General features: G+C 58.8%; 19 protein-coding genes. 15 read left to right on the forward strand and 4 right to left on the reverse strand.

Annotated features, from left to right (window positions below; all coding sequences use genetic code 11):
• The first annotated feature begins 13 nt into the window (after positions 1-13).
• The gene (locus ACTNB2_RS05790; protein ID WP_441044879.1) at positions 14-166 is read left to right on the forward strand and encodes an ATP-binding protein; all 153 of its coding nucleotides are present in this window, start codon (positions 14-16) and stop codon (positions 164-166) included.
• A gap of 95 nt (positions 167-261) precedes the next feature.
• On the opposite strand, the gene ACTNB2_RS05795 is transcribed toward ACTNB2_RS05790, so the two are convergent.
• The 3 genes from ACTNB2_RS05795 to pdxS all read right to left on the reverse strand — a co-directional run bounded on the left by ACTNB2_RS05795 (position 262) and on the right by pdxS (position 2969).
• The gene (locus ACTNB2_RS05795) at positions 262-1095 is read right to left on the reverse strand and encodes an IS110 family transposase (RefSeq protein WP_441042190.1); all 834 of its coding nucleotides are present in this window, start codon (positions 1093-1095) and stop codon (positions 262-264) included.
• 375 nt (positions 1096-1470) lie between these two features.
• Positions 1471-2058, reverse strand: a complete 588-nt coding sequence (gene pdxT, locus ACTNB2_RS05800; protein ID WP_441042189.1) for a pyridoxal 5'-phosphate synthase glutaminase subunit PdxT — start codon at positions 2056-2058, stop codon at positions 1471-1473.
• Between the two features lie 20 nt (positions 2059-2078).
• Positions 2079-2969 carry a pyridoxal 5'-phosphate synthase lyase subunit PdxS gene (gene pdxS / locus ACTNB2_RS05805; RefSeq protein ID WP_154517081.1) on the reverse strand — a complete coding sequence of 297 codons (891 nt, stop codon included), beginning with the start codon at positions 2967-2969 and terminating at the stop codon, positions 2079-2081.
• Positions 2970-3114: 145 nt separating this feature from the next.
• Between pdxS and pdxR the strand changes: the two genes are divergently transcribed.
• Positions 3115-4545 carry a MocR-like pyridoxine biosynthesis transcription factor PdxR gene (pdxR, locus tag ACTNB2_RS05810; RefSeq protein ID WP_441042187.1) on the forward strand — a complete coding sequence of 477 codons (1431 nt, stop codon included), beginning with the start codon at positions 3115-3117 and terminating at the stop codon, positions 4543-4545.
• Positions 4546-5090: 545 nt separating this feature from the next.
• The gene (locus ACTNB2_RS05815) at positions 5091-5963 is read left to right on the forward strand and encodes a hypothetical protein (protein WP_441042185.1); all 873 of its coding nucleotides are present in this window, start codon (positions 5091-5093) and stop codon (positions 5961-5963) included.
• A 249-nt stretch (positions 5964-6212) separates the two neighbouring features.
• On the opposite strand, the gene ACTNB2_RS05820 is transcribed toward ACTNB2_RS05815, so the two are convergent.
• A complete protein-coding gene (locus tag ACTNB2_RS05820; RefSeq protein WP_154517090.1) occupies positions 6213-6773 on the reverse strand; it encodes a ferritin family protein in 561 nt (186 codons plus the stop codon).
• A 407-nt stretch (positions 6774-7180) separates the two neighbouring features.
• Between ACTNB2_RS05820 and ACTNB2_RS05825 the strand changes: the two genes are divergently transcribed.
• From ACTNB2_RS05825 to cutC, 12 genes are all read left to right on the forward strand, one after another.
• Positions 7181-7696, forward strand: coding sequence for an iron-containing alcohol dehydrogenase (locus ACTNB2_RS05825; protein ID WP_441042183.1), 516 nt, complete (start codon positions 7181-7183; stop codon positions 7694-7696).
• Between the two features lie 8 nt (positions 7697-7704).
• Positions 7705-9084, forward strand: coding sequence for an aldehyde dehydrogenase (locus ACTNB2_RS05830; RefSeq protein ID WP_441044878.1), 1380 nt, complete (start codon positions 7705-7707; stop codon positions 9082-9084).
• Between the two features lie 123 nt (positions 9085-9207).
• The gene (locus tag ACTNB2_RS05835) at positions 9208-9534 is read left to right on the forward strand and encodes an HIRAN domain-containing protein (RefSeq protein WP_055250700.1); all 327 of its coding nucleotides are present in this window, start codon (positions 9208-9210) and stop codon (positions 9532-9534) included.
• A gap of 18 nt (positions 9535-9552) precedes the next feature.
• Positions 9553-9732, forward strand: coding sequence for a hypothetical protein (locus ACTNB2_RS05840; protein ID WP_441044877.1), 180 nt, complete (start codon positions 9553-9555; stop codon positions 9730-9732).
• A gap of 66 nt (positions 9733-9798) precedes the next feature.
• The gene (locus tag ACTNB2_RS05845; RefSeq protein WP_441044876.1) at positions 9799-10344 is read left to right on the forward strand and encodes a metallophosphoesterase; all 546 of its coding nucleotides are present in this window, start codon (positions 9799-9801) and stop codon (positions 10342-10344) included.
• A gap of 150 nt (positions 10345-10494) precedes the next feature.
• Positions 10495-12210, forward strand: a complete 1716-nt coding sequence (locus ACTNB2_RS05850) for a DUF2130 domain-containing protein (RefSeq protein WP_441044875.1) — start codon at positions 10495-10497, stop codon at positions 12208-12210.
• A 549-nt stretch (positions 12211-12759) separates the two neighbouring features.
• A complete protein-coding gene (locus tag ACTNB2_RS05855; protein WP_441042177.1) occupies positions 12760-13851 on the forward strand; it encodes a hypothetical protein in 1092 nt (363 codons plus the stop codon).
• A 1-nt stretch (position 13852) separates the two neighbouring features.
• Positions 13853-14116 (forward strand): hypothetical protein, encoded by a 264-nt coding sequence (locus ACTNB2_RS05860; protein ID WP_161161717.1) that lies wholly within the window; start codon positions 13853-13855, stop codon positions 14114-14116.
• A 15-nt stretch (positions 14117-14131) separates the two neighbouring features.
• Positions 14132-14428 (forward strand): BMC domain-containing protein, encoded by a 297-nt coding sequence (locus ACTNB2_RS05865; RefSeq protein WP_022387079.1) that lies wholly within the window; start codon positions 14132-14134, stop codon positions 14426-14428.
• A gap of 9 nt (positions 14429-14437) precedes the next feature.
• Complete coding sequence (locus ACTNB2_RS05870; RefSeq protein WP_022387080.1) at positions 14438-14749, forward strand: BMC domain-containing protein; 312 nt, start codon at positions 14438-14440, stop codon at positions 14747-14749.
• A gap of 11 nt (positions 14750-14760) precedes the next feature.
• Complete coding sequence (locus ACTNB2_RS05875; protein ID WP_441042174.1) at positions 14761-16260, forward strand: aldehyde dehydrogenase; 1500 nt, start codon at positions 14761-14763, stop codon at positions 16258-16260.
• A gap of 16 nt (positions 16261-16276) precedes the next feature.
• Complete coding sequence (gene cutC / locus ACTNB2_RS05880; RefSeq protein ID WP_441042172.1) at positions 16277-18811, forward strand: choline trimethylamine-lyase; 2535 nt, start codon at positions 16277-16279, stop codon at positions 18809-18811.
• The last annotated feature ends 25 nt before the right edge of the window (positions 18812-18836 follow it).

Raw genomic sequence — 18836 nt, forward strand, 5'->3', positions numbered from 1 at the left:
CATCACCACCAACGTGGGGATCAGCGGCTGGGGCAGGGTGTTCGGGGACGACGTGGCGGCGAGCGCGATCGCGGACAGGGTGTGCCACCACTGCCACCTGGTCAAGATAACCGGCAGGTCCTACAGGCTGAAGGACCTGCCGAGGGACGGTCCCGTCAAGCCGTGACCGGAATCGGTGAAAATACGTTAGCGCAACCGGTGAAACCGCCTTTGCGCGAACGGCGCGCCTGTTTAGCGAAACTGGTGAAAAATAGATTGACGCTAACAGGAGTCGCCACTCGACCTCTGACTCGGCGCGAGGCCGAAATAGGCCGTGACCTGCCTTCCGGAACGGAACCTCGTGAAGTCGCCGACCTCGGCCGAGAAGGCCGCGGCCAGCGCGAAGGCGCAGCCCTTGATCGACTGGAGGGCGGCCACCTCCGCGGCGATCGGGCTGGCATCCACGGCGGCCCTGTACTCGGAGAGCAGGTCCGCCCGGGCCTCCGCCGCGGCCTCGACCTCGTTCCTCAGGGCGGCGAGCGTCCGAGCCCCGCCATCGTCCTCCGGCCTGACCTTGTCGAGCCATCTCAGGAAGTCGTAGGTCCAGTACTTCCTCGGGTTGCCGGCGGGCGTGGTGCCGCCGTAGACGAACCCCCGCTTTGCGAGGAAGGCGAGCAGCCGCTGCTTGGCGGTCGCCAGGCGCGCGGTCGCCCCGTCGTAGGCGCCGGCGAGGTCCCTGATGCCTTCGACCTCGGGGGAGGGGACCCATACGGGGGAGATGTCGTGGGCGAGTATCGCCTTGGCCATCCTGGCGGCGTCGTTCCTGTCGTTCTTGGAGGCCGAGTCGGCGGCCGACCTGGGGATCTTCGAGACCGCGGCGACGACGCACTCGACGCCGAGCCCGGCGAGCTCCCTTTGCGGGGCGAAGCCGAGGTAGCCGCTCTCGTAGGCCGCGAGCGACGGCCCGGGGAACCCATCCATCCACCCGGCGATCTCGCCCCAGGGGTTGCCGGGGAACCTCCTCGTCACGGCCTCGCCGGTGTCCGCGTCGAGGGCGCAGACGGTGGTCGACCTCAGGTGGACGTCCATCCCGAACGCGGTAGAATACTTTGGCATGGGAGCCTCCCAACCTCGTTGCGGCGCGGCTGCGCCTATGGCACTTCAACATCATTGTCGCAGCCCCGACCCGCGGTCACGAGCGGGGGCTCCTATCTTTTTAGTGCCCTCGGATTGGGTCATAGTGTCTGTCGTTGCCAAAACATCGGCGTTGCCTTGATCCAAACCTGCCAAAAAGGGACAGGTTTATTTTGGTCGGTATTATCTGGGCAAACGTGGCCGTCTATCGCAATGTAGTCGTTGAGAACGTCCCCAACGACTACATAGTATGAGAGTGGATAATCTCCCGGTTTGAGCCTGCATCCAAGCTCAAAGTGCGAGATTTCCACTCTCATTTGCTATGCGTCCGAAAATCCACGTACGTTTGTTTTCTGCCTACATTTGGAGGAAGAGCTCGTGGAGGCGGGTGTCGTCGTCGAGCTCGGGGTGGAAGGTGACGCCGAGTTGATTGTCTTGACGGGCGGCGATGATGCGGCCATCGACTTCGGCAAGGGCCTTGGCATTGCCGTGCACCTCGACGATGCGGGGTGCACGGATAAACGTTAACGGCACTTCACCGTCGATACCGCCTACCTGCCCCTGGGTGCGAAAACTGCCGAGCTGCCTGCCATAGGCATTGCGCTCAACGAGTATATTCATGGTTGCCAAGCGCGGTGTTCCCTTGTCATCGTGGGCGGCAAGGTCGCGCGCCAACAGAATCAGACCGGCACAAGTTCCCAGTACAGGCATGCCTTCAACAATGCGGGTACGAAAATCCTCGAGCATATCGAGTTCGGCAAGTAGCTTGCCCTGAACGGTGGACTCGCCGCCGGGAAGTACCAGACGGTCAAAGTTCTGCTGCAAATCGGCCGCCTGCCTCAGCTCAATACAGTGTGCGCCCAGCTCGGATAGTCTTGCTTCGTGCTCGGCAAAAGCGCCTTGGACCGCCAGCACGGCGACCGTTTGGTCTGCATAATCGCTCATGGGCGATCCTTTCTGCCGGACTAGCGCCCGCGCTCCTCCATGATAATCTCGATCTCGTCGGCGTTGATGCCCACCATGGCCTCGCCCAGGTCCTCCGAAAGCTCGGCAATGAGTTTGGCATCGGTGAAGTTTGCCACGGCCTTGACGATGGCGGCGGCGCGCTTGGCCGGGTTGCCGCTCTTAAAGATGCCCGATCCCACAAAGACGCCCTCGGCGCCCAGCTGCATCATCAGCGCGGCGTCGGCGGGGGTCGCTACGCCGCCGGCGGCAAAGTTCACGACGGGAAGCTTGCCCGTGGCGTGGACCTCGCGCACCAGCTCGACCGGAACCTGCAGTTGCTTGGCTGCCTCAAAGAGCTCGTCATCGCGCAGGGCAACAACGTCGCGGATCTGCTTTTGGATCTTGCGCATGTGACGCACGGCCTGGACGACATCGCCCGTACCCGGCTCACCCTTGGTGCGAATCATTGTGGCGCCCTCGGCAACACGGCGCAGCGCCTCGCCCAGATCGCGGGCGCCGCAGACAAACGGCACGTCAAACTGGGTCTTGTCGATGTGATAGACGTCGTCGGCAGGGGAGAGAACCTCGGACTCGTCGATGTAATCGATCTCGATGGCCTGCAGGACCTGCGCCTCGACAATATGGCCGATGCGGCACTTGGCCATAACGGGGATGGAGACGGCCTCTTGGATGCCCTTGATCATCTTGGGGTCGCTCATGCGCGAGACGCCGCCTGCGGCACGGATGTCGGCCGGGATGCGCTCGAGTGCCATGACGGCGCAGGCCCCCGCCTCTTCGGCGATGCGTGCCTGCTCGGGCGTGGTGACGTCCATGATGACGCCGCCCTTGAGCATCTGCGCGAGCTCGCGATTGAGTTTGACGCGATCTGCCTTGCTGGTCTGTTCTGCCATGGTTGCTCCCTTGGTTGGCATGTGCATTGCTTGACGGAACATCCTATCGGGGAGCTGGGTATGGCGAAATACTCAGTTTTAGAGATAATAATAAGGCCAGACTAATACCAGATTGAATGACTCAATAAGGTCAGGTGATAAACTCATGCTTGACTACAATTTGGAAAAACGCGGCGAAGCATCGCTCTATGAGTATATTTACCAGCAAATTCGAGATGATATCGTTGCTGGACGCATTGCGGCGGGGGAGCATCTTCCGTCTAAGCGCGCCTTTGCCAATCATCTGGGAATCAGTGTCATTACCATCGAGAATGCATATAGCCAGTTACTTGCCGAGGGCTATATTTGCTCAATGCCGCGTCGTGGCTACTACGCTTGCGAGCTTCCGGATGCACCGGTTTTGGCTTCGGCTGCAGAGGGCATCGACCGGGATGCCGTCTCTGCGGGTTCCGGCGCGCATGATGTCAACGGACAGGTCGAGCGATTCGATGCACTTTCTCCTTCTGCTTTGGAGGCGGCGCGGCTTTGGCAAAGCGCGCTGCGGGCGACGCTGGCATCCGAAGACGAGCGCGAAATCTTTTCGACCGCGCCGGCACAGGGCACCACTCGGCTACGACGCGCAATTGCCCACCATCTGCGCGGGACAAGGGGTATGAATGTCGACCCCAACAACGTTGTTATCGGTGCGGGCGCCCAGCTGCTCGATACCATGTTGGTTCAGTTGCTTGGCGCCGACAAGGTGTATGCCGTTGAGGACCCGGGCTATTTGCGCCTGACGCGCATCTATCAGGCTATGGGTTGCAAAGTTCGACATATCCCGTTGGATGATGAGGGCGTAGACTTGAGCGCTCTGCGGAAAACGGGGACCGATGTCCTTCACCTGATGCCGTCTCATCAGTATCCGACCGGCCTTGTGACGAGCATTGCGCGTCGCTATGCGCTGCTGAGCTGGGCCGCCGAGCGACCAGGTCGATATCTCATCGAAGATGACTTTGATTGCGAGTTTCGTCTGGCCGGCAAGCCGATTCCCGCGCTTACTTCGATCGATGCCGCTCAATCGGTTATCTACACCAACACGTTTTCAAAGAGCCTTTCATCGGCGTTGCGTCTAGCGTACATGGTGTTGCCCGATGAGCTGATGAAGCGGTTTAGGTGCAACCTTGGTTTCTACGCCTCGTCGGTGAGCTCTGTCGACCAGGTCGCTTTGGCTCGTTTGCTGGAATCGGGTGATTACGAGCGACATGTGAACCGCGTGCGCGTTCGTGCTCGTGAGGCGCGTGATGGCCTGGCGGCGCTTGTACGGAATGCGTTTACAGCAGGAGAGGTTTCGATCGAGCATGCAGACGCAGGTCTTTACTGCACCGTGGTTGCGGAGCGGGGAACGGGCGGAAGCTCTTTTGCGCAGGCCCTCACGCGCTCGAGCATCCCTTTTATCGATATCAGTAACTGTTATTGGTGTGCCGATGGCGCATCTGTCCCTGAAAACTCAACTCATATTCTTGTCCAGTATGACGACCTGAGTCCGGAGGTGCTTAATACCCTGGAATCACAGCTAATGGGGCACTCTGTAACCTAAGTGAGTAGACTTTTGGCACTTTGGCGGCCAGACAGTTTTGTAACAAGCTATCTACCTGTGGTTTTGAGAAGTGGGATCATCGGTCTGCTCGGGATGTCCCAAAAAGTCTACTCACTTGCCGCGCAAAGCTTCGCATGAGAAAAAAATGGGGTTTTCAACAGGGCTTCGTCCAGTTCTCGGTAAGCTTTTGGCCAGTTGGGGAGGGCTGTTGAAAACTTTGCAGTTCGTTCGGCGCCATTTTTGGTGCGTTCGCGCCAATGAGAGACCGACTGGGTTGAAATTCGTGCTTTCCTGTGCCTATGAAGGATCTACTTTGTGACATATCGGCTTTTAGGTACTGGCGTTTGCCCCCTCAAGTCCGCGCTTTGTGTCCTCCGCTTCCGCGGCCGGATGAAGACCGGCAGCGATATGACCTCGTCCGCAACCCGACGGCTGCGGTCGCGCTCGGTTTTCCGTTGTATACATTGGTTCGGACGAGAAACAAGCGGACTTGCCCTGCCAACATTAGGCAGCGGCTGTTTCTTGGTGAACTCCCCAGGGAATCCGTGCTGGAAACGGAGCATGGATTTTTGGTCACGTCTCCTCTGCTGACGGCATTTATCATGTCTCGACATCTGACGGATCTCCAACTTCTTCTGGTATTGGCGGAGATGTGCGGCTTGTTTGCGGTATGCGCCCTGCCGGCGGCACTTGAGGTGGAGCTTTCGCGTGCAATTGATTCGGGTGCGATTTCGACAACGTTGGGTTGGGTGCGCTGCCCGTCCGAGGGCGGCACCGCCTCAAATTTATGGCGTCGCGACGCTTTGGTTTTGGATGGGGACCTTGACCGTTTTTGTTCAGATATTTGCGGGATGCGTTACGGCAATCGATTTATGGCGGTATCGTATCTCGTTCCATTGGGTGCCGCCTCGCCTTTTGAGGTCGAGGCGTATTTGTTGCTTGGACTGCCGCGAGCCCTGGGAGGTGAAGGGTTTTGCGGCATAGAGCTCAATGTCAAAGTGGTGCTAAGCACAAGTGCTCGAGCGATTGTAGGAAAGACCCGCGTATATATCGACCTACTTCTTTCCTCGCCGGACGGGAGGCGGCAGGTGGCCATTGAATGTCAGGGAAAGGCCTCGCACGGGCGCGCGGGGGATGGCTTGCGTGACGCTGACCGCATGACGGCGCTTCAAGCCATGGGCTACGACGTGCTTCTCCTGACACACGGACAGATATCCGATGAGGATAGATTCCGTGCAATCGTTAAGGCCGTATGCAGGATGCTCGATGTTGAATATCGCGATAAAAGCTCGGATGAGCAAAGGGCTGAGGCATTACTCCGGTCTGAACTATTCGTTGACTGGACAAAATTGGGAGTAATCGACGGAAAGATGTCCATTGGACACAAAACAGCTCGATCGTGGACGGCGCGGATCTAAGTGAGTAGACTTTTGGCGTGATGGCGACCAGGCCGTTTTGCAACAAGTCATTTACCTGCTGCTTTATAGAGCAATATGGATGGTCTGCTCGGCAAGTTCCAAAAAGTCTACTCACTTAGTTTTTGACGAGAAGTCGATGCCGAAGGTGGCCCTATTTCAGGGCGTTAACGAGTTCATGAGACACGAAAAAAGCCCGAACCATGCGGTTCGGGCCCTTTAAAGTTAGAGATTATCTCTCAGGCGGTTGGCTTAGCCAAAGTAGCGCTTGAGCAGGCCGGCGAAAGCCTTGCCGTGGCGGGCCTCGTCGCGAGCCATCTCGTGCACGGTGTCGTGGATGGCATCGAGGCCAGCGGCCTTGGCACGCTTGGCAAGATCGGTCTTGCCGGCGGTGGCGCCGTTCTCGGCCTCAACGCGCATCTCGAGGTTCTTCTTGGTGGAGTCGGTCACGACCTCGCCCAGGAGCTCGGCGAACTTGGCGGCGTGCTCGGCCTCCTCGTGGGCAGCCTTCTCCCAGTATAGGCCGATCTCGGGATAGCCCTCGCGATGGGCGACGCGAGCCATGGCCAGGTACATACCGACCTCAGAGCACTCGCCCTCAAAGTTGGCGCGCAGGTCGGCAACAATGTCCTCGGAGACGCCCTCCATCTTGGCGACGCCCACGACGTGCTCGGCAGCCCACTCGAGCTTGCCCTCCTCCTGCTTCAGGAAACGAGAACCGGGAACGCCGCACTGGGGGCACTTAAAATCCTCGGGCAGCTGGTCGCCGTCGAACTCTTCCACATAACCGCAAACGGGGCAAACAAATTTCATGATTCGATCCTTTCGATGGATGGCGATGGGGCGCTTGTCCGATCCCGTAAGGGCCCTCTCCGGACGTGCGTCTTGACGAGTTCTATTATCCATAAATGCAACAAAATGTGAAGCCTATTAGGAATGATTTTTGATAAAACAATTTTGAGAGATGAAGATGTTGATTGATTAACGATTGGCAGGCCGCCTGCGACCTCTGATGAGTACAATCGGTCGAACAAATGTTGACCAATCAACAAATGAGGGGTTTCCTTTATGCATCTAGCCCGCCGCTGCGCCTGGTGCCGAACGTATCAAACGGTTTTTCGCATCGCATTGCCGGTGCTGCCCTATACCGAGCCACGCATTCTGGAGCATGCTGAGAGAGCGCCTGCCAGGCCATTATCGGCTTTGGCGGTGGCTCGGCCATGGACTGTGCCAAGGGCGTGGGAGCACGCATCGCGCAGCCAAACAAGCCCATCAACAAGATGCGCGGTCTGCTGCGCGTCCACCGTCTCCTGCCGCTGCTTATTGCGGTTCCCACTACCGCCGGTACGGGAAGCGAAGTCACGCTTGCGGCGGTTATCACCGATAACGAGACGCACTACAAGTACCCCATTAACGACTTTGTGCATATCCCACGCTTTGCGGTGCACGCCCCCGAGTTCACGCGCGGTCTGCCCGCCTCCATTACGGGGCAGACGGGCATGGGCGTCCTGACGCATGCCGTCGAGGCCTTTATCGATTGGGTCGATCGAATGAACGCCGCCTTGGACATTCCCAAATATGTGACGGGCATTCGCCGCTCCGACATTCCCGAGATGGCGGCGCATGCCGATGCCGAGGCCAATCCGCTGTACCCCGTTCCACTTTTGATGGACCGTTTGGAGCTGATGCGCATGTACGAGGTCGTCGCGGGTGGTATGTTTGAGGGCGAGAACTAGGAGGGTCCATGAACACCGAGGAAATTGCACGCATCGTCGGAGACCAGCGCGTCTACTTTAAGACGCACGCCACGTTTGATGTCGATGCTCGACGTCGTGCGCTCGTGAGTTTACGCGATGCGGTGCGGGCCCACGAGGCCGATATTGCCCATGCGCTCAAGACCGATTTGGGAAAGTCGCATGACGAGGCGTATATGTGCGAGATCGGCACGTCGCTTTCCGAGATTCGTCATCAGATCGCACATGTGGCTCGATGGAGCCGTCCGCGCCTGCGTCCGTGCGACCTTGCCAACGCCGTGAGTGTGTGCAAAACGCAAGCCGTGCCCTATGGCGTCACGCTCATCATGGCCCCGTGGAACTACCCGTTTTTGCTAACGCTCGAGCCGCTCGCCGGCGCCCTTGCCGCGGGCAATACTGTGGTCATCAAGCCGAGCGCCTATGCTCCAGCATCGAGTGCGGTGCTCAAGCAGATCTGCGAAGAAGCATTTGATCCGTGCCTGGTGACAGTTGTCGAGGGCGGGCGCGCCGAGAACGAAGCGCTGCTCGATGAGTGCTGGGACAAGATCTTCTTTACCGGTAGCGTTCCGGTCGGCAAGCTCGTCATGGAGCGCGCAAGTAAAAACCTTACGCCCGTGACGCTTGAGCTGGGTGGAAAGAGTCCCTGCATCGTGGATGCGACGGCAAACTTGAAGGTCGCGGCACGGCGTATCGCCTTTGGTAAATGGCTCAACGTGGGGCAGACCTGTGTGGCGCCCGACTACCTGCTGGTCGATACGCGCGTGCACGACGAGTTGCTGGGCCTCATCAAGGAAGAGGTGCGCCGTATGTTTGGCGAGCATCCGCTCGACAACGAGGATTACGGGCATATCGTCAATGCCAAGCATTTTGCGCGCGTGCACGGGCTAATCGATTCCGATAAGGTCGTGCTTGGAGGTGCTGCGCGCGAGGCTTCGCTCAAGATTGAGCCGACAATTTTGGACGGCGTGGCCCCCGATGACGCCGTGATGCAGGAGGAGATTTTCGGTCCCATCTTGCCGGTGCTGACGTTTGAGAGCCTAGACGAGGCCGAGACGTTTATTACGGATCGTCCGACGCCGCTGGCCCTGTATATCTTTAGCCAGGACCGTGAGGTTCAGCAGCGCTTTGTGCGTTACGTGCCCTTTGGTGGCGGTTGCGTCAACGACACGATCATGCATCTGGCTACGAGCCATATGGGCTTTGGCGGCATGGGAGCGAGCGGTATGGGGCAGTACCATGGACGCGAGAGCTTCGATACGTTTAGCCACAAGAAAAGCATCGTGAACAAGGCAACGTGGCTGGACGTGCCATTCCGCTATGCCCCTTACGCAAACTGGAAGCACAAATTCGTGCGCATGTTTGTGCATTAGAATCAGATGACATAGGGACAAACGGTCGAAAAGGCGCAGACAGGATGAATTTGTGTCCGCACGGACCCGTAGACTTCTCGGCAAGGTTAAACGCCGTTTTATCCGGCCGTTAGGGGAGTTGCTATGTACGAGCCTTCACGCGTTCTTCTGTCGTTTCACATTGCGGGATTTCAGTATGCCGACGGCGCTTTGGTCCTAGGAGATCTTAAAGTGGGCGATAAACTGACGCTGTGCGCCGAGCGCGATAATCCCCATGATCCCGAGGCGGTTGCGATCTACTACGGCAACACCAAGCTTGGCTATGTTCCGGGAAACGAGGTCGGTCCGCTGTCCTTGATGATGTATTACGGCCATGAGGACGTATTTGAAGCCCGCGTGCAGCAGGTTGCCCCCGAGCGTAGCCCGTGGCACCAGGTGCGCGTTGGCCTCTATGTGGTGGATGCCCGCTAATCGGTAAGGGAGGCTGCCATGTTTGATGACGATGACCTGTTCGATTTGACGGACGATCAGTTTGAGTGGGATATGCTACTCGACGACGATGAACTGGAGCAGGATCGTAAGATGCGACAGGACAAGAAAACTCAGGGTGATGCGTCGAAAAAGAAAGACAAGCGCCGTCGCGGACTGTTTGGCGAGCTCTTTGGGTAACTGCCGCATCGCTGCGTCTGTATACTTAGCACGAGTTGGACGCGTTGCGAAATGAGGACTGAGACGATGATGTGGTTTACCGCCGACCTGCACCTGGGCGACACGAATATCTTGCACGACATGGACCGACCGTTTGGCTCGGTTGAGGAGATGAACCGCAAGGTCATCGATGCCATCAATGAGTGCGTGGCTGCGGATGACCGCCTCTATATTCTGGGTGACTTTACCTATCGTTTGCCCCTGGCGGAGGCGGTGCGCCTGCGCGAGCGCATCGAATGCCAGAACGTGACGCTCATCCGTGGTAACCATGACGGCGACTGGGAAGATCCCGACGTGCCGCAGATTTGGGAAGACGTGCGTGATTACCTGGAGATTGCCCCCGGCTATGCCAAGGGTCATCGTCTGGTTATGAGCCACTACCCCATGCTCAGCTGGAATGGCAAGGCACGTGGTGCCATCATGCTGCACGGGCATATCCACAGCAGGGGAGACCGCACCAATACGCGCAACCGCGATCGCGAACGTCCTATCTTTCGCTACGATGTCGGCCTCGATGCCAACGAGTACAAGCCCGTAAGCCGTGACCAAATCCTAGGCTTCTTTGGATTGTGATTCTCGAACCGTCACACAAAACGCCACAAAGGGGACGGGCACCTTTGTGGCGGTTCTGGTGCCGTTGCCATTATGGCGGCGGCACCTTTTTTGTCCGCGCAGCGCGGTAGAGTGTAGGCGGTTGAAATTTGCGTCCAGCGAGGAGCTGCTATGAACGAGATCAAGTGCCCGCATTGTGGCGAAGTATTTAAGGTCGATGCATCCGGCTATGCGGATATCGTCAAGCAAGTGCGCAATGCCGAGTTTTCGCGCGACCTGGATGAGCGTGTGAAGGCGGTCCAGCGCGAGGGCGAGCAAGCGCTGGAGCTTGAGCGCTCGCGTTCGATGGCTGCCTTGCAAAAGGCAGAGTCCCAGCGCAACGCTCAGCTTACCGAGCAGAAGAACGCTGCAGCTCAACAGCTGGCACAAGAGGTTGCCAAGCGCGATGCTGAGCTCGCCGAGCTGCGCGCCAAGCTCGAGGGCGCTGCCGCAGAGCGCGAGAGTGCAAGCCAGCGCGCGGCGGTAGAGGCACGAGCCAACGCTCAAAAGGAGAATGCCGAACTCCAGCGCGAGATCGACAATTTGCGTGCGCAGCTGGAGCGCAAAGATGACGAAGCCAAGCTCGTCGAGTCGGCGGCGCGCAATGCCGCTCAAAACGATTTAGCTGCACGTGATGCTCAGATTGCCGAGCTGCAGGCCAGGCTTGCCGCGGCGGACAAGGCCCAGGAGATGGCGCTTGCCGCTGCCGCGGCAGAGTCGCAGCGTGAGCTCGATGCCGCTCGCAGCGAGGCCGAGCGCGCGCTTGCTGACTATCGCGCGAAGGTACAAGAGAGGTTTTCCGCCGCAAAGGCTCAGTCTGAGCGCGAGGCCGAGGGCCTTCGTGCACAGCTTCGTGAGCAAGAACTTTCTGCAAAAATGGAGCTGTCGAAGGCGGTCGCCGCGGCGGAGCGAGAGCGCGATGAGGCGCGTGCCAAACTGACGAGCGAGCTGGCGGTGCGCGATTCTCGCGAGGAACAGGCCAAGGCGGCACACGAGCTCGAGCTTGCGCAGGCCAAGCGCGCGAGCGATGACCTGATTCGCTACAAGGATGAAGAGATCGAGCGCCTTAAGGACATGAAGGTCCGTCTGTCCACCAAGATGGTGGGCGAGTCGCTCGAGCAGCATTGCGAAACCGAGTTTAACCGTCTGCGCATGACGGCATTTCCCAACGCGTACTTCGAGAAGGATAACGATGCGTCCGAGGGTACCAAGGGCGACTTTATCTTCCGCGAGTGCGACGCGAGCGGCAACGAGGTCATTTCGATTATGTTCGAGATGAAAAACGAGAACGACGAGACCGCGACCAAGCATAAAAACGAGGACTTCTTTAAGAAACTCGATCACGATCGTCGCCAGAAAGGCTGTGAGTACGCGGTGCTCTGCACGCTGCTCGAGCCCGAGAGCGAGCTCTATAACGTAGGGATAGTCGACGTGAGCTATCGCTACGAGAAGATGTACGTGATTCGCCCACAGTTTTTCATTCCCATGATCACGCTCCTTCGCAACGCCGCCATGGGCTCACTGCGCTATAAGCAGGAGCTAGCGGAGTACAAACAGCAGAATATCGACGTCACGAACTTCGAAGCCAAGATGGAGAAGTTCAAGAATGATTTCGGTCGCAACTACGAGATCGCGAGTCGCAAGTTCCAAACGGCAATCGATGAGATCGACAAGACGATTAGCCATCTGCAGAAAACCAAGGAGGCATTGCTGTCCTCCGAGAACAATCTGCGCCTAGCCAACAAGAAGGCCGAGGGTCTGACCATCAAACGCCTCACGCGCGGTAATCCCACTATGAAGGCGGCATTTGACGAGGTGGAGACCATGCGAAAGGACGGCGACGCCTAGTCTTTTTCAACGCCGCTATGCAGCTTTGGGGTGCGGGAGAGCAGTCTTCACGTTCCAAAAATATGACAAAACAACCCATGGGCTTCTGCTGTGTTCCGGACCGTGTCGTGCGCGATGCGGTCCTTTTATTGTGTGCTGGTTTCAACACTTTAACGTTAGGCAATTGTTTTTAAATTGCTTCGCAATGTGAGGGGAATCCTCACTTGATTTGCGGTCGATTATCACTTTTAACAGGGAGAATCTTAGCTTCCATTAGAGAAGCCCTCGGTTTGCCAGGGGGGATTTAATGTGTGTGCACCTTGGCGTGAGCGATAGTCTTGCTACCGACAAATGATATGAGAATGGAAGCACTTATGCCGTTTGCGGCAGTTTTTGACCGTTCATGAGCGCCAAACGGTCAAAAAACGCAGGATAATGCCGTTCACGGAATGCAAACGGTCGACTTCTTTCTTTCACGCTTGCGTCAATTTCTAGCATTTCAATCATTGAACGCCATGGGAGTCGACACCTGTGTCCAACAAACGATCGATGATGGAAAGGACTGCTTGCATGGAAACAACCGCAACAGCTCCGGCAGATCGCGCGCTTGCGATCAAAAAGAAGAAGGCGCTTGACGCGAGCTTCTTCAAGAAGGGCATCGCCATCGCGGCGCTCTCCAGCATTATGTACGCGCTATACACCGCTTTCGTTACCGGTGGTCAGCTCTTTGGCGTCTGGGGCAATTGGTTCGGTGCACTCGCATCTACCAGCCTGGTCGTCGTCTTCATCCTGCCTACGATCGCGTCGGGCATCAACGATACCCTGAGCGCCATCTGGGCCACGCTCGTCACCCTCAAGCAGGGCAAGATTGCCGACCTGGGTCGCTGCATCGCCTCCAAGCCCGGCCGCATCGTGATCCTCGCTGCCTTCATTGGCGGCCCCATCGCCTCTGCTGCCTACGTTATCGCGCTTTCCCAGGCCGGCACCCTTGCCGTGCCCATCGCGGCTCTGAACCCCGCAATCGGCGCGATCCTCTCGCGTATCCTCTACAAGCAGCCGCTTGGTCCCCGTGTTATCGCCGGTATTGTGATCTGCGTTATCGCAGGCGTCATGATCGGTAGCACCGGCCTCACCGGCGAGGCTGCTCCGGGCATGGCGCTTGGCCTGGGCCTGGCTCTTCTCGCTGCCCTGTGCTGGGGCATCGAGGGCTGCGTGGGCGGCTACGCCACCTGCATGATCGATTCTCAGATCGCCATCAACATCCGCCAGCTCGTCTCCGGCATTGGCAATCTGGTTATCGTCCTGCCGATCCTCACCCTCGTGTGCGGTGGCACCTTGGCGCAGAGCTACACCTACGTTGCCCAGGCTCTCACCGACGGCTCCTCCGTCATCTTCTTCGCCGTCTCCGGCGCCGCCGCCTACCTCTCCTTCATGAGCTGGTACCGCGCCAACGCCATGTGCGGCACGGCTCTGGGTATGGCCATCAACGGCACGTACACCTTCACCGCTCCTCTTGCCACCTGGATCATCCTCGGCCTAATCATGGGCTTCGACGGCTACGCGCTAGCTCCCATCGCCTGGGTCGCAGCCATCGTTAACCTCATCGGCATCTTCTTGATCGCCGTGAACCCGATGGACCTCTTGAAGAAGGACGGTGAGTAACGTGCTGCCTTTGAACTATGCCATGCTCAAGTACTTTACCTGTCATGACGAGGCTTGCGCCGACGACGTCATGGAGGTCCTCAAGGGTGAGTACTCCTCGTTTAGCGCTTTCACCAAGCCCAAGATGCAGGAGGCCCTGATGACCGCCGAGAAGAACGGTCTGATCAGCGAGTCCCGCTTTGACCTGGACGGTGCGGGTGAGGTCCGTGTCTACTACAGCGCTGACCAAGAGCAGCGCGGCACCATCAATTCCTACATCAAATAGGAAAGGAGCTACCCCATGCGCTATACCGGCGAGGAGGCTATCGGCCTCATTGAGACCCTCGGCATGGTTCCGGCTCTGGAAGCCGCCGACAAGATGCTCAAGGCGGGCGACTGCGAGCTCGTGAGCTACGAGAACGTTGGCTCCACGCTCGTCACCGTCATCGTCAAGGGCGATGTCGCTGCATGCGAGGCCGCTGTCAAGGCAGGCGTCGAGGCCGCATCGGCTATCGGCAAGGTTACGGCGCAAAACGTCATGAAGCGCCCCGTTCCGCCTATTGGCGATGTTGTTTCCGTCCACGACGTAGATTTTTAGGAGGTCCTGATGTCTGAAAGCAAAGGCAACGCATTCGGTGCCATCGAGACCTTCGGCCTCGTGTGGGTTCTTGAGGCGGGCGACGCCATGTGCAAAGCCGGCGATGTGAACCTGATCGGTTACGAGAACACCGCATCCGGTTACATTTCCATCCTCGTCGAGGGTGATGTCTCGGCTGTCGAGGCGGCTGTCCATGCGGGTGTCGAGGCCGTCGAGGCCCTGGGCGCCGAGGTCTACAGCTCGGTTGTCATCCCGCGCCCGCACCCCGACCTGAAGAAGATCACCGACCGCTACCGTCTCGAGAACCTGCTTCCCTACTAAGGAGGTGTGCCATGTCCCTTGTTGACACCGATCTTCGCTCCGTTCAGGAGGCGCGCATCCTGCTGGAGCACGCCGAGGAGTCGAGGGAAGTCCTCGAGGGTTTGCCCGGCACGCTTGTTGACGGTTTTTTGCAGGCACTGCGCGAGCAGTTGCTGCCCAATGCCGCTTCGTATGCCCAGCTGGCAGTAGCCGAAAGCGATTACGGCAACGCTGAGGACGAGCAGGCGCTTATCGAGTGGGTGCTCACCGAGCTTCTGGACGATGTATACGCCCAGGCGCCCACGCAAGAGCTCTACTCGCGCAGCACCACGCATTCCGTCGAGGTGGGCATCTCTAAGGGTACGGTCGTCTCGCTTCTGCCCGACTGGCTGTGCATCCCCACGATGCTTTCGCAGCTCGTGTGTGCCGTTGCGTCCAAGAGTCCGATCATCTTCTCGGCTCGTCAGCGCACGCATGCCACTTGCAAAGCCGTGATCGAGGACGTGCGCAAGATTGCCGTCGAGTGCCACTATCCGTTCGACGCTCTCACGTATCTGGAACTCTATGCCCCTGAGGGCGAGGAGTGGCTGGCAGCGCAGCCGGCCGTTCGCGTGCTGATCGACTCTCGCGAGTGCGAGCATATCCACGTGACCGATGCTACGGGCAAGGATGTGTACTGCGCTTCCATTGGCAACAACCCGGTCTTTGTGGAGCAAACCGCAGACCTGGCCCTGTGCGCCGAGGAGGTTGTGTACGGCAAATCGTTTTGCTATGGCATGCTACCCGGCGCCGAACAGTCGGTTGTGGTCGAGCAAGCCGTGGACGAAGCCTTTAAGACCGAGCTCAAGCACCGTGGCTGCTACTTCCTCTCCGACGAGGAGTGCCAGCGTCTCTATCACGTGTGCTTTCGCGAGGACGGACGCACCTACCGCGAGCTCATCGGCAAATCGGCGTGCGATTTGGCCCGCCGTGCCGATATCGCGGTACCCGCCTCCACGCGCGTGCTTGTGGCGGAGAAGCCCTATGTCTCCGAGCGCAGCTACTTCTCGCGTACCAAGTACGGCCCCGTGTTGTCCTACTACGTGGAGGAGAACTGGCGCGATGCCTGCGAGAAGTGCATCGAGCTGATCTTGAACAGCGGCTCAGGAAACGCGCTTTCGATTTTCTCGCGTGATGGCGAAGTCGTTCGCCAGTTTGTGCTCAAAAAGCCGGTGGGACGCATCCTCGTGAATGTGGGTACCGGCATGGGCGCCACCGGCTGCCGCTCCACGCTGCCCAAGACCCTCACTGTTACCGGCTGGGAAAGCGCGACCACCTCGAATCTGGGCGTGACCTATCGCGACTTTATCCGCCGGCGCCAGGTTGGGTGCAGCCTCGAGTCTTCTGACCTCTCTCTTCTCGAGGAAGCCGGACTCAATCGGGTGCCGGATCGGAAGATCGCCGCACATAAGACTGAACAGCAGCCGGCGGCCGACGTTGCCCCACAGGACAACGAATGGTTTGCCAGCCTGCTTAAAAACATGATCGATTAGAAGAAAAGGAGTACCGATGGATATTCAAGAGTTTGCCAAGCAACTGTCCGATGCCACCAAGGACATGAGCGAAGAGCAGCGCGCCAATGTCCGCGCGATGTTCAGCAAGGTCGCCGACCAGCTTGATCGTCCGCTGGAAAGCGCTGCTGTCCACGCCGAGTGCACCGAGGTGCCCAACGGCCCCACCGAGCGCCATGTTCGCCTGAAGCAGAACTTTCTCAAGCAGGTGCCCTCCATCACCACCTTCCGTGCCCGCGCCGTCACCGAGTTCACCCGCAAGAACCCGGGTATGCCCAAGATCGAGCTGCGCGCCAAGTGCTTCCGCTATTGCTGCGAGACCGCCCCGCTGATCATCCAGGACGACGAGCTTATCGTCGGTAACCCCACGGGTGCTCCGCGCGCTGGCGCCTTCTCGCCCGATATCGCCTGGCGTTGGCTGCGCGATGAGCTCGATACCATCGGCACGCGCGCTCAGGACCCCTTCTACATCTCCGAAGAGGACAAGAAATACATGCGCGAGGAGCTCTTCCCGTTCTGGGAGGGCAAGTCGCTCGACGAGGTCTGCGAGGATCAGTACCGCGAGTGCGGCGGCTGGGAGCTCTCCGGTGAGTCCTTTGTCTCCGACTGCTCCTATCACCAGGTAAACGGCGGCGGCGACTCCAACCCCGGCTACGACGTCATCCTGATGAAGAAGGGCATGCAGGACATCCAGGACGAGGCTCGCGAGCACCTCAAGCATCTCGACTACGCAAACCCCGAGGACTTGGACAAGATTTACTTCTACAAGTCCGTTATCGACACCACCGAGGGCGTTATGATCTACGCCCGTCGTCTGTCCGACTTCGCCTGCCAGAAGGCCCAGGAGTGCAGCGATCCCAAGCGCCGCGCCGAGCTTCTGCAGATCTGCGAGAATCTTAAGAACGTGCCTGCTCACAAGCCGCGCACCTTCTGGGAGGCCGTGCAGTCCGTATGGGTTGTCGAGAGCCTGCTGCCGGTTGAGGAGAACCAGACCGGTATGTCCATCGGCCGCGTCGACCAGTATATGTATCCCTTCTACAAGGCCGACAAAGAGGCTGGCCGCCTGACCGACTATCAGGCCTTCGATATCGCCGGTTGCATGCTCATCAAGATGAGCGAGATGATGTGGGCTACCTCCGAGGACGCTTCTAAGTTCTTCGCTGGATACCAGCCGTTCGTCAACATGACGCTCGGCGGCGTGACCCGCTCCGGTGCCGACGCCACCAACGACCTTACCTACCTGCTGATGGATGCCGTACGTCACGTCAAGATCTACCAGCCTTCCCTGGCTTGCCGTATTCACAACAAGAGCCCCGAGAAGTACCTGCGTAAGATCGTGGACGTCGTTCGCTCCGGCATGGGCTTTCCCGCCTGCCACTTTGACGACACACACATCAAGATGATGCTCGCCAAGGGCGTCTCCGTCGAGGATGCGCGCGACTACTGCATGATGGGCTGCGTCGAGCCGCAGAAGTCCGGCCGCCTGTATCAGTGGACTTCCACCTCCTACACCCAGTGGCCGATCGCTATCGAACTCACACTCAACCATGGCGTGCCCCTGTGGTATGGCAAGCAGGTTACCCCCGATCTGGGCGACCTCGATCAGTTCCACACCTTTGAGGAGTTCGAGGCTGCGGTCAAGAGCACCATCTACTACATCACCAAGTGGACGAGCGTCATGACGGTGATTTCGCAGCGCGTGCACCGCGACATGGCTCCCAAGCCCCTCATGTCCATCATGTTCGAGGGCTGCATGGAGTCTGGTAAGGATGTCTCTGCCGGTGGCGCTATGTACAACTTCGGACCGGGCGTTGTGTGGAGCGGTCTGGCCACTTACGCCGACTCCATGGCTGCCATCAAGAAGCTCGTCTTCGATGACCACAAGTACACACTGTGCGAGCTCAACGAGGGCCTCAAGGCCGATTTCGTGGGCTACGAGAGGATGCGCCAGGACTGCCTGGACGCTCCCAAGTACGGTAACGACGACGACTACGCCGATCAGTTCGCGGCAGACATCGTCTACTTCACCGAGCACATTCACAGCCAGTTCAAGACCCTGTATTCGCGCCTGTCCCACGGCACGCTGTCCATCTCCAACAACACCCCGTTTGGCCAGATGACCGGCGCTTCTGCCAACGGCCGTAAGGCTTGGACGCCGCTGTCCGATGGCATCAGCCCCACCCAGGGTGCCGACCACAACGGTCCTACCGCCATCATCAAGTCGGTCTCCAAGATGAGCAACGACAGCATGAACATCGGCATGGTGCACAACTTCAAGCTCATGGCCGGCCTGCTGGATACCCCCGAGGGAGAAAACGGCCTGGTCACGCTTCTGCGCACGGCCTGCATGTATGGCAACGGCGAGATGCAGTTCAACTACCTGGATAACCAGACGCTGCTCGACGCCCAGGCTCACCCCGAGGAGCATCGCGACCTTGTGGTTCGCGTCGCCGGCTACAGCGCGTTCTTCGTCGAGCTGTGCAAGGACGTTCAGGACGAGATCATCAGCCGCACGATGCTGACCAAGCTCTAAGCACGTAACCACTCAAGCCCAAATG

The sequence above is a fragment of the Collinsella sp. HCP28S3_G2 genome, from assembly GCF_052065125.1.
Lineage (GTDB): Bacteria > Actinomycetota > Coriobacteriia > Coriobacteriales > Coriobacteriaceae > Collinsella.